14 protein-coding genes and 1 pseudogene are annotated in these 10,238 nt (G+C 47.8%); 7 read left to right on the top strand and 8 right to left on the bottom strand.

Annotation, left to right across the window (positions count from 1 at the left end; all coding sequences use genetic code 11):
• Nucleotides 1–51: 51 nt before the first annotated feature.
• From H0247_RS18810 to H0247_RS20070, 3 genes and pseudogenes are all read right to left on the bottom strand, one after another.
• The gene (locus H0247_RS18810) at nucleotides 52–276 is read right to left on the bottom strand and encodes a SymE family type I addiction module toxin (protein ID WP_039345853.1); all 225 of its coding nucleotides are present in this window, start codon (nucleotides 274–276) and stop codon (nucleotides 52–54) included.
• A 75-nt stretch (nucleotides 277–351) separates the two neighbouring features.
• The gene (locus H0247_RS18805) at nucleotides 352–717 is read right to left on the bottom strand and encodes a helix-turn-helix domain-containing protein (RefSeq protein ID WP_085690252.1); all 366 of its coding nucleotides are present in this window, start codon (nucleotides 715–717) and stop codon (nucleotides 352–354) included.
• Nucleotides 714–803, bottom strand: a pseudogene (locus H0247_RS20070) (SymE family type I addiction module toxin); the annotation flags it as partial. The gene H0247_RS18805 and the pseudogene H0247_RS20070, both read right to left, overlap by 4 nt.
• A 273-nt stretch (nucleotides 804–1,076) precedes the next feature.
• Here H0247_RS20070 and pvcA point away from each other — a divergent pair.
• From pvcA to H0247_RS19915, 4 genes are all read left to right on the top strand, one after another.
• Entirely contained in the window at nucleotides 1,077–2,042 is a 966-nt protein-coding gene (gene pvcA / locus H0247_RS18800) for an L-tyrosine isonitrile synthase (protein WP_304622228.1), read from the top strand.
• Nucleotides 2,043–2,109: 67 nt separating this feature from the next.
• Nucleotides 2,110–2,271, top strand: a complete 162-nt coding sequence (locus H0247_RS18795; RefSeq protein WP_180743891.1) for a hypothetical protein — start codon at nucleotides 2,110–2,112, stop codon at nucleotides 2,269–2,271.
• 106 nt (nucleotides 2,272–2,377) lie between these two features.
• Nucleotides 2,378–2,524: a hypothetical protein gene (locus H0247_RS19920; protein WP_255434030.1), complete on the top strand. Its 147-nt coding sequence runs from the start codon at nucleotides 2,378–2,380 to the stop codon at nucleotides 2,522–2,524.
• Between the two features lie 6 nt (nucleotides 2,525–2,530).
• Nucleotides 2,531–2,800: a hypothetical protein gene (locus tag H0247_RS19915; protein ID WP_255434029.1), complete on the top strand. Its 270-nt coding sequence runs from the start codon at nucleotides 2,531–2,533 to the stop codon at nucleotides 2,798–2,800.
• Between the two features lie 95 nt (nucleotides 2,801–2,895).
• On the opposite strand, the gene grxB is transcribed toward H0247_RS19915, so the two are convergent.
• Nucleotides 2,896–3,531: a glutaredoxin 2 gene (grxB, locus tag H0247_RS18785; RefSeq protein ID WP_180743890.1), complete on the bottom strand. Its 636-nt coding sequence runs from the start codon at nucleotides 3,529–3,531 to the stop codon at nucleotides 2,896–2,898.
• A gap of 215 nt (nucleotides 3,532–3,746) precedes the next feature.
• On the opposite strand from grxB, the gene H0247_RS18780 reads away from it, so the two are divergent.
• Nucleotides 3,747–4,628, top strand: coding sequence for a LysR family transcriptional regulator (locus tag H0247_RS18780; RefSeq protein ID WP_180743889.1), 882 nt, complete (start codon nucleotides 3,747–3,749; stop codon nucleotides 4,626–4,628).
• A 121-nt stretch (nucleotides 4,629–4,749) separates the two neighbouring features.
• Nucleotides 4,750–5,940 (top strand): MFS transporter, encoded by a 1,191-nt coding sequence (locus H0247_RS18775; RefSeq protein WP_180743888.1) that lies wholly within the window; start codon nucleotides 4,750–4,752, stop codon nucleotides 5,938–5,940.
• Nucleotides 5,941–6,205: 265 nt separating this feature from the next.
• On the opposite strand, the gene H0247_RS18770 is transcribed toward H0247_RS18775, so the two are convergent.
• From H0247_RS18770 to H0247_RS18760, 3 genes are all read right to left on the bottom strand, one after another.
• Nucleotides 6,206–7,804 carry a sensor domain-containing diguanylate cyclase gene (locus H0247_RS18770; protein ID WP_180743887.1) on the bottom strand — a complete coding sequence of 533 codons (1,599 nt, stop codon included), beginning with the start codon at nucleotides 7,802–7,804 and terminating at the stop codon, nucleotides 6,206–6,208.
• A gap of 176 nt (nucleotides 7,805–7,980) precedes the next feature.
• Nucleotides 7,981–8,655, bottom strand: coding sequence for a MarC family NAAT transporter (locus H0247_RS18765; protein ID WP_180743886.1), 675 nt, complete (start codon nucleotides 8,653–8,655; stop codon nucleotides 7,981–7,983).
• 83 nt (nucleotides 8,656–8,738) lie between these two features.
• Nucleotides 8,739–9,227: an SRPBCC family protein gene (locus H0247_RS18760; RefSeq protein WP_180743885.1), complete on the bottom strand. Its 489-nt coding sequence runs from the start codon at nucleotides 9,225–9,227 to the stop codon at nucleotides 8,739–8,741.
• 483 nt (nucleotides 9,228–9,710) lie between these two features.
• On the opposite strand from H0247_RS18760, the gene H0247_RS18755 reads away from it, so the two are divergent.
• Nucleotides 9,711–10,046 (top strand): hypothetical protein, encoded by a 336-nt coding sequence (locus H0247_RS18755; RefSeq protein WP_180743884.1) that lies wholly within the window; start codon nucleotides 9,711–9,713, stop codon nucleotides 10,044–10,046.
• A 102-nt stretch (nucleotides 10,047–10,148) separates the two neighbouring features.
• Here the strand turns inward: H0247_RS18755 and H0247_RS19910 are convergent.
• A partial coding sequence (locus tag H0247_RS19910; RefSeq protein ID WP_255434032.1) for a hypothetical protein occupies nucleotides 10,149–10,238 on the bottom strand: 90 nt, incomplete at its 5' end.

Below are 10,238 nucleotides of genomic sequence, written 5' to 3'. Positions count from 1 at the left end.
TGATCTGATGATCCTTCCGGCTTTTTATTTTATTAGCGGTCAGGTCAGTTGTTATAAATTAATCTGCGTCTCAATAATAATCCTCCCTCTTTCCACCGTAACGGTCACAGGCATCCCGGTGATAAAACCGGACTCTTCGAGCCAGCGGCCTTTAAGGTTGATGGCGGAGGGCGGGTTGGATTTACCATTATGCGGGGCGTATCCCACGGTGTAGTAACGCTCTGTTCTGGCGGGTTTATTAAGTGTGACGTCTGACTTAGAATGTGCCTTAGCCATAGTAACTACCTCTTTTAGTTGCTTGTGGTGAGCGGGCTGACGTGTTGCAAGCGCGTCAGTTCCGCGTTAACTGCGTTACTTTGCCAGTGCCTGTAACTGCTTCTTGGTTAAAAAGGCATCCAGTAACTTCTTAATCACTTCCTTATCCTCATCGGGCAACTGCTCGACTTCCTGAAACTGCCGCAGTAACTCGCGGTCTTCAAATCTTGCCTTAGCCGCTTCATCCGTCGCCCCTTCGAGCAGGTAATCCCCGGTCACATCCAGCGCATCGGCCAGACGCTTTAAGGTGTCGCCGCCCGGTCGGGATGTGCCGCGCTCAAAGCGGCCAATGTGGGTGTAATGCAGGTCAGCCAGCTTGCCGAGTTCAGACTGTGAAAGTCCCTTTTGCCTGCGCAGGTCACGCAAGCGTTGTGCAAATCCGGTGTCGTTCACGTCAGTCATATCAAGCACCCGGTGATAAAGCCACATTCTTCTAGCCAGCGGCCTTTGAGGTTAATCGCCGACGGCAGTGACGGATGCGCTGGGTCAGCGCTACCAGTTCTGTAATGGGACGTGCGGTACTGAACAAAAGGAAGAGATCAGATTCCATCGTCACTTATCCTCATTTTTAATAATTACCTTCTTAATTTTTATTATTTTTATTTATAATTCAAATTAATTATTAGCGATGTAAATAAAAATACTGAATATGTTATTCAGTATTTTTTTGTGTGCGTACAAGTTTTTTATTTTATTGTTTCTATGTTGTAATAATGTGGTTAATTTCCTTCTTTAAATTAATGTAAGTTCATGAGGTTACTTTGGATATAATGAACAATGAATTGGTTTCATCGCTAATATTAAGTGAGTTGATCCAATATCGGCGTAGATTTACCCATTCAACGAAGCTGATTAGTGAAGAAGAGTCTCAGGTGGCTCAGGTTCAATTGCCCAGAATCCGTGCCTTTATTGAAGAAGGCCGTCGCATTGAACTTATTCTCCCAGCGTTTCCGGTTAAATCTCCTAGCCCTTATAAGGTGTTAGGGAGAAAACCAGATATGGCGGAGCGTTTGTCCCTGACCTTCCTGAACTCATTATGTCAGCGTATTCAGCTGTATTATCCACCCGGTGCTCATATCCGTATTTGTTCTGATGGGCATGTATTTGGCGATCTGATTGGTACCAGTGATGAAACAATTAACATCTATCAGGATGAGATTGAAAATTTACTGCATGAACTCGGTGCCGTTCATCTCAGCGTTTTTAATCTTAAAGATGTAGAGAATATGGCTGCACTCACCGCTGACTATGATCGTCTTCGCCAGCAACTGGTTGAGAATTATGCTGACTCAGAAAATGAGGTGAAAGCGCAGCTCATGCAGAGCGAAGAAGGTTTGCAGCTTTACCGCTCAATGACCCGTTTCCTCTATGAAGATAGCCTGAGGCCTGACTATACCGGCTCTAATGCGGCGTTACAGAAAGATGCCAAAAAACGTGCATGCGGTGTGATTCAACGCAGTTGGGCATGGGGCAATCTGCTTGCTGAACAATTCCCAGACGCCATCCGTTTGTCTATTCACCCGCAGCCTTCGGACAGCCTGAAGCTGGGTATTCATATGATGCCCACCAAGGACGATTGGTTGACACCCTGGCATGGCGTAGCTGCCAATGTTAATGGGCAGTTTGTGTTAATGAAGAATATAGAAGCACAGCAACTGGATGGCGAAATCGTGGAAATCCGCGGTATGCCTAGCCATTACTTAGTTAAACAGCCTGATCTGGCATAAGCGCGTTGTTCTCGCCTTATCGTTCACCTAGACATCGATATTGTCGTCTTATAAAGGAATATACAGTGTGGAAAATAGCATGGGCCGTTGCGTTAAACCGCTTTCCCCTTTTGGTACGCTGCCGATCGAAGGTGTGTGCTTCCTTAATCAGCATGCACTGAAATATCATCATGTCATGCCGGAAACGCAAAGCGCGTTTAGTAAGACGTTACGGCAAAATAACGCCTGAAATCCGTCACGCGTTATGAGGTAAAAGCGTGCCGCATAACGCTATTGCGAACCGTGTTTTTAAAATAGAATACGCGCACGGATGTTCTATCGCAGGGTTGCCGTAAATGAAGCTATTTTGGGCCGTGTTTTTTTCAGTATTGATGATTCCCCAGACCGGTTTTTCGGCAACAAAAACGGATGCGCTGACGCTGCTGAAACATTTGGATGTGACTACTTTTCGCAGTTCTTTTGGACCGAAACATTTCCCGTAGGGGACGTTGCTGAAAGATACCGGTGATTATGTGTTTAGCCAGGAAAAGGACCGGGCAGAAGCCACAGACACAGATGGCAGTTGGACGTATTCGCTACGTATTATCTCGGAAAATGAAAAGGAGATCATTGCCTGTTTCGTGGATGATGCGAACATTGGCAGCTATTTTTCGACAAGTCCTTTCCTGATAAAGAAAACGAAAAATGCTCAGTCGTATTCGGTGATTAAGCTGGAGCACGACGTAGAAGGGTGTGCACTTTATCCCAAGGATCAATAATCCTGATTGCTATTGGTAAATGAACGACGTTATCCGAACGTTGCTAAAATAAGGAGCCGCATAAGCCGCTCCTTTGTTGTCTCTATCTTGCCGTTTTACCGCGCTTTATCGGTCAACAAGTCAACCTTGCTGGCGTTTGATACTCGCTCAAGGTACGCCCGAACGTGAGGGCCAAACTGCACGCCTTTCACGATCGTGAGTGATAGTAAGATTGGGAACAGAATAAAATCGGTGGTGGAAATGGCGCTGACGTTTGCCAGACGCGGCTCCAGAGTTTCGAGTTTTTGTTCCACTTCCGTAATCAGTTCCGGCGTTTTTGCGAGCAGCGCATCTAGGTCACCGAAGGCTTTTTCTTCGCGCAAGGTGTAGGCATGACGCGCCTCTGGCGTTGAAAGCTCTTTGAAATCGGCTTTCGTGAAGCGGGGAACGGCAAGGTTAAACACCGCGCTGGAAACGGATTTACACCAGGCTTCAATCTCCGCATCAACCGGTTTGTCGGCGATTAACGGCGCTTGCTTGCTGTCGACATAGTGGACGATATCCATGCTTTCCGGCATGAAGCTCCCATCTTCTTTCTGCAGGATCGGAACTACTTTGCGACCTACCATGCGTGTTGGGGTGTCGATGTCACCTTCCATGATGACGGATTGCTCAACAGGCAGATTCTTCAGACCAAAAATCATTCTGGCTCTGACACAGAATGGGCAGTGTTCGTAAATGAAAAGTTTCATGCATCGCCTCGTAATATTTTGAAAAAGGTGGCAAAAGTTTGCCTGCCTTGTCATGACAAGTCATTCCATCAGAGTAATACCTGATGTGGTTGGCGGTAAAGCGAATGTGCTTCACCGCAGTAGAGGGTGGGGAGAGGAAGAGCGTGTGTGAATCCATCTTACCTTCGCCGGATTGTTGTATGATGCAGGGAAACTCCTTTTGCGGAAGAGAAGCTATGGATCGCCTTAGCGCGCTGGAAACCTTTATCTGCGTTTTTGAAACGGGGTCGTTTTCCGCTGCGTCCCGCAGGCTCGGTATCGGCCAGCCTGCGGTTTCCAAAGCGATCATGCAGCTTGAAAATCAGTTGGCAACGCCGTTACTGCTTCGCTCTACCCGAGGGTTGACGCCGACAGAAGCGGGACAGCATTTTTATGAGCGAATTACCCCTGCGCTAAAGATGCTGGGTGAGGCTCAAGAGCAGGTAGTGAGCGGGAGCGCAGTGCTGTCCGGGCGGCTGCGCATCTGCGCGCCAGTAACCTTTGCCAGGCTGCACATCATGCCTCGGCTCCATGAGTTCATGGCAGAACATCCTCAGCTAAACGTCGATATCATTTTGGACGATCGTCCCATCGATCTGATTGCTGAAGGGATTGATGTGGCATTGCGTTTGGGGGAGATGAAGGATTCCAGCCTGATTGCTCAGCGGCTGGCATCGTGTTCTATGCGATTGCTGGCGACTCCCGACTATTTTGCGCGTCATAGCGTGCCTGCCTCCCCTGATGCACTGGCTGCGCACTCTGCCGTCATCTATTTACAGGGTGAGAGAACCGATCGCTGGGTTTTCTCTCAAGAAGAAACACAGACCACCGTATTCCCTAATGGACGCATCCGGGTTTCTGCGGCGGAAGGCGTACGTGCGGCCGTGCTGTCTGGCGCAGGGCTGGCCGTGGCATCTGAATGGATGTTTGCGCCAGAGCTGGAAAGTGGGCAGGTCGTCACCGCGCTGGATTCATGGTCGCTGGGGAAGATGGATCTCTGGGCTGTCTACCCCGGAGGCCGTATGACATCCGCTCGTGCCAGAATGTTTACCGGTTTCGTTCAGCGTCTTTTCTCCTAATCCATTCCTGATTGGAATAGCTGATATCCATTTTACCTCTCTACTGGGAATGAACTCGGCGCCTTATGCTGTGTTCATCACTTGCCGACTTCCGGCGGGAAACACACAGACAGGTATGATGATGAGTACATTATCCAGCGCAGCCGAGGTTAGAACGCAGCAGGTTCCCGGCAAATTACTGATTTTCTCGATGGCCGCAGCCAGCGGTATTTCTGTTGCCAATATCTATTACAACCAACCGATGCTGGGCGTGATGAGTGAAAGTTTTACGTCGAGCGGCGCAGTCTCGCTGATCCCAACCGTAACGCAGTTGGGTTACGCTTTGGGGCTGTTACTGCTGGTTCCTCTCGGTGATAAATTCGATCGCCGTTGGTTGATTGTGTGGCAATTTTTGATGCTGGCGTTGGCTTCGACATTGGCAGCCTTATCGACATCGGCTGTTGCCTTGCTCAGTGCTTCGTTGCTCATCGGTTTTGGGGCGACTGCCGCACAGCAGATTGTTCCGGCTGCGGCGGCGCTTGCCAATGCGAAACAGCGCGGCGCCATTGTCGGGACGGTAATGAGCGGCTTGCTAAGCGGGATTCTGCTGAGCCGTACGATTGCGGGTCTTGTGGCGGAAAGCGCCGGCTGGCGTGCGATGTTCTGGCTGAGCGTCCCGATGGCGTTGGCGGGCGCGTGGGCAATGGGAAGGATGTTACCGGCTTCACCATCGAATCAAACCGTTCGTTACCGTGAATTGATGCGTTCATTGGTGACGCTGTGGCGCGGTGAACGCGCATTACGCAAAGCCACGCTGATTCAGGCGCTGCTGTTTGCATCGTTCAGCGCGTTCTGGAGCGTGCTTGCGCTGTATCTGGAAAGCGGACGTTTTCAAATGGGCGCCGCCGCTGCGGGGTTGTTCGGCGTGATTGGTGTGGCAGGGATCTTTGCTGCTCCGCTGGCGGGAAGCATCGCCGACAGAACCGGTAGTCGCCCGGTTGTGATTGCCGGCGCGCTGCTGACGCTGCTCTCATGGGGAATATTCATCGGCTTCGATTCCGTTATTGGCCTGATTATTGGTGTTATCCTGCTCGATCTTGGCGTGCAAAGCGCCTTAGTGGCCAACCAACATGTGATTTATGGGCTTGGTGAAGCGGCGAGGGGCCGAATCAATACCCTATTCATGGGGGGGATGTTTTTAGGCGGTGCAGGGGGATCCTCGGTTGCGATGGTTGCCTGGCATCAGGGAGGATGGCTGATGCTCGGAGGGCTTGCCAGCGCGCTGGCAATCATGGCATTGCTGGCTGCACTGATAAAAACGAAAAAAGCATAATGGTGGCTGGGAAGCAGGCTGAAATAGCCAGACAGGGTGGCAGGGAAACATCGCCAATGTTGTTTTACAACCGGTAGATTAACCTTACCTGCTGATGACAATACTATACATTTGGCTTGCTATAGTCCTTCCATCCCTTGTCAGTACCTCACATTCCTGTGAGTTGTTGTGTTAGTTAACCATCCCTGTCATTAGAATGACCTTACCCGCCTTGTGCGGGTTTTTTTTGCCTGTTTTCCCGCTCACGAGACGGTGATGAGCATAACTATCTTGTGCCATTGTTGATTACACTCTCAGGCACGATTTTTGTGACGACCCGGTTTCTGCCTTCATGCTTGGCCTGATAGAGCGCGTCATCTGCGATTTTCAACACGCTGTCTATCTGTACCGTTCCCGGAATAAAGCAGGTGACGCCTAATGAAATCGTGATGTTTTCAGGAATCGGCAGCGGCATTTTTTCCACTTTTCTACGCAGCCGCTCTGCAATGTTAATAGCTTCCCTCATGTCTGTATCGGGCAGTAGTGCGAGAAATTCCTCTCCGCCAGTGCGGCAAATCAGATCAGAGTCACGTGAACTCTGTTTTATGCTTTTAGCCAGCAGCTTGATGACATCGTCGCCAATATTGTGTCCGTAGGTATCATTCACGCGTTTGAAATGGTCAATATCAATCACGATCGCGGCAGCCTGATGGCTCTTTGACAGAATGAGCTCAATGTTTTCATAGACACCACGTCGATTGAGTAACCCTGTGAGTGGATCGGTGTGGGCCTGTAAGCTCAGTTTGCCGATTCGTTTGTGCAACAAGACCGTACCGAAAAGAATGACACGTTTTAGCTGCTCAACTTCAAAGTACCAGGAAGGCACTTTCTTGATTTTTTCAATCACGTTGGGCTCTTCCATCTTACTGGCAGAAACAGCCAGCAGGCGTAGAGGATTGGCTATAGAGAAGGCAATCAAGGTGAGTGCGATAAGTATTAATATCATCACTGGCGCACCTTCATATAAGACTGAACGCATAACATTGTTAAGAGAATCAATAACGTTTTGGGAAGGATGCAAGGTAACGATAATCCAGCCAGATGATGTGACCGTATCAAAACCCGCTAATGATGGAGTACCTTGAATATCCGACATTGCGAGGGTGCCACTTTTTTTGCTCTGCAATGTGGCCGTGATTTTCTCGTCTTTGAGAGGTTTTCCGACCCATTGTTTATCCTGATGGTAGAGAACAATCCCATTTTTATCAATTACGTAAACGCTAGAATAATCGTTATAAAAGTGGGTGTTCATGAATTCGTTTAAGACGCTTTTACTTTTTAAATAAATGGTTCCGCCGATGTAGCCGAGGTAGCGACCTTGCTTATCTGTTATCGGGGAGGATATCAGGACAATCAAATTTCCTGCCGCTGAGATATAAGGTTGACTAATTAACGGTTTCCGTTCTTTGAGTGCTTGCTTACTGGCTTCTGACGTTAGCGTATTGCCTTTTAGATTGAGTGATACTGGATGAATCGCGTGTACCTGATTTTTGGTGTCCGCAATAAAGACCGAATTAAAGCTTGTACTCATGCGGTATGTTTGCTCACTCTTCTCCAGCAATACCTTATCGTCGGCAAAGCCCTCTGCCATCAATGTTGCGCTGTAGGCAAGTTCTTGTTGTGCTGAGGACAAAAAACTTTCCGTAGTCGCAGCGAGTTTGGAAGAATAATTGAGGTTTGAACTCAGTATTTGATCGGTGATGAGCTCTTTTTGTACTTTATAAACAGCAATATAGGCATTGGTCAGCGTAATGAGCATGCTGATAATGGCGAGAGATAAAATGAGTGAACGTAAATTGACTGGGAATCGTTTTCTTATTTTCATGGTGGCCGCACCTATTTTCCGCTAGGTAAGCAAAATCACGCTGTTTTTTTGTTATATCATCAATGGCAAACTGGCGGGACATTCGCTTGCGACCAATGAATAAACCCACTATTCAAAGTTATAGACGCTAATTAGGCTATCTGGCAACGTATTGATATCTCTCCACCATCCTTGACTTAATGGAGAGAGTGCACGATTTCCAGCGTACCATTAATGATGAACTGCACACCCATGCAAACCAGCAGGAATCCCATCAGCCGTGAAATGGCTTCAATACCGCTTTGACCGATCAAGCGCATAATCAGGCCAGAGCTTTTCAGGCTGAGCCAGACGATCAGGCTGATCAACATAAAAGTCAGTACGGGGGCAATGGTAATCACCCATGGCGTAATATCGACGCCGCTCTTGATTTGTGAGGCAGAACTAATGATGAGGGCTATGGTTCCTGGTCCTGCGGTGCTGGGCATCGCCAGCGGAACGAAAGCGATATTGACTTCATTGGCAGAGAAACTGTCGTTGATTTCTTCTTTTTTGCTTTTAACTTCAGGCGCATGTTCTGGTTTTTGCTGAGGAAAAAGCATGCGAAAACCGATAAATACTACGATGAGCCCGCCGGCGATGCGCAAGCCGGGAATGGAAATTCCGAAGGTATTCATCACGACCTGACCTGCATAGTACGCGACGGTCATAATGATGAAAACATAGAGCGACGCCTGAAAGATCTGACGATTTCGTTCCCCCTGGCTCATGTTACCGGACATCGCCAGAAATACGGCTACCGTTGTCAGTGGATTCGCAAGTGGCAGGATTAACACTAGACCAAGACCAATGGTTTGAATCAATTCCAGCATTCTACGTTCCTCTCTATTGGGGCGCTGTCGTCAGTTCAGGAAAACGGTCAATGATGAGCTGTCGCTAGGGCGTCGGATGCGGTTTACACCAACTCATCCTCCGCTAATTTTTTGAAACGATAGAGTGTTTTCGTCAGCATATCGCGAGAAAACATATCAAACATTTGGCCGATCTTTTTCCCAATCAAGCCTCCCGGTGGATTGTAGCGAATCGTCAGCGTTACGGTTGTACCTGCTTCCGATGTGGCTGGTTGAAAAGAAAGCCGGCCTTCATTCGGAACCCGTGCCCCTTCCAGCGAGCGCCAGTGGATATACTCTCCCGGTTTTTCATCAATAATACGAGCCTGCCACTCAATGAGCGCGCCAATCGGCGTGTTAATCCGCCAGTTAGAGTCGGTATAGTTCAGTATCTCGATGCTGGCGAAATGCCCCATCAGGATCGGCAACGTTTCCGGCTTACGCCAAAGGTCAAACAAGCGTTCTGCCGGACGATTGATAGTAATGCTGCTGCTGATCTCATTGACGTAGCTGCCGTTTCTCGCAGCGGTTCTTTTTAAAAAAGAGGGGAACACCCGTCATCCTCCCTAATCGATAGTTACCCCTTTATGGGCATGTGCTCGCTATTGTGACTGATATCGACTAATGACGCAAAGTTAGTAACGTTACGTGATAGTATCGGTTCTGTCTCTTATAACAATAGTCAAAACCTTTTTACTGCTAATGTTGGATTAATGTTCGTTCGGTACTGTAAGAGTCAGACAGTAGCCGAATGAAGTGCCGCAAAACACCAGGGTTTTTCCATAACGATAATCGCTGTACCCCGCCCACTATTTTTAGTGGGCTTTTTTTTATTTGTATTTCTCTATTTAGGTGTTTTATTTTCATATGAATTGATGCTTATCAATTTATTTTTACTGGGTTTGTACCTATTAAGGTGTAATGAAATGTTATCCGTAGGTTCTATCCTTTAAATAATATCTGGCCTGTGAGTCGATTTACTTTATAAACATGTCGTGATACGTTTATCACCAGATTTTATGCTGGTGAGAATAAACATGAGTAATCCATTTACTGCTCGGTGGAGTCGTAATGGCAATCTGCTTTGCCACGGTCATTGGTTAATATCTTATAATGAAAAAGATTTCGTGCTACCTGAAAAATATAAAGAAAATCATATGGGCACGATGGGAATCTACTCTATCATCGATCCTGATGATGAAACTTACCGGGACGGATTAGATGAGGACGATTGGATTCTGGAGAATATCGACTGGCTGGCCGATAGCTTCGAAGAAAATAATATTCCCATCGAAGAGTGTTATTTTAGATATTTCTTTCAGGCTATAAATAAGCAAGACTGGCGATGCACCAGTTGCGCAGGCTGTATGTAAATTACGCATTATTTCTATCTGTTTTGTACCCTACTAACTACTTGTACTTTACTGACCACAGAGTAACGTTGCGCTATTTTCTTCCTGGCTAAATGACTTCGCCTAATACCGCTCCACTTTAGCCAGACCATGTTGATTACCGGGGAACGGCGAAGCGGCATTCATAAATAGCTTTACCTGTTCCAGTAACTG

The sequence above is a fragment of the Pectobacterium sp. CFBP8739 genome, from assembly GCF_013449375.1.
GTDB lineage: Bacteria > Pseudomonadota > Gammaproteobacteria > Enterobacterales > Enterobacteriaceae > Pectobacterium.
This window is presented reverse-complemented; position numbering and strand designations above follow the sequence as displayed.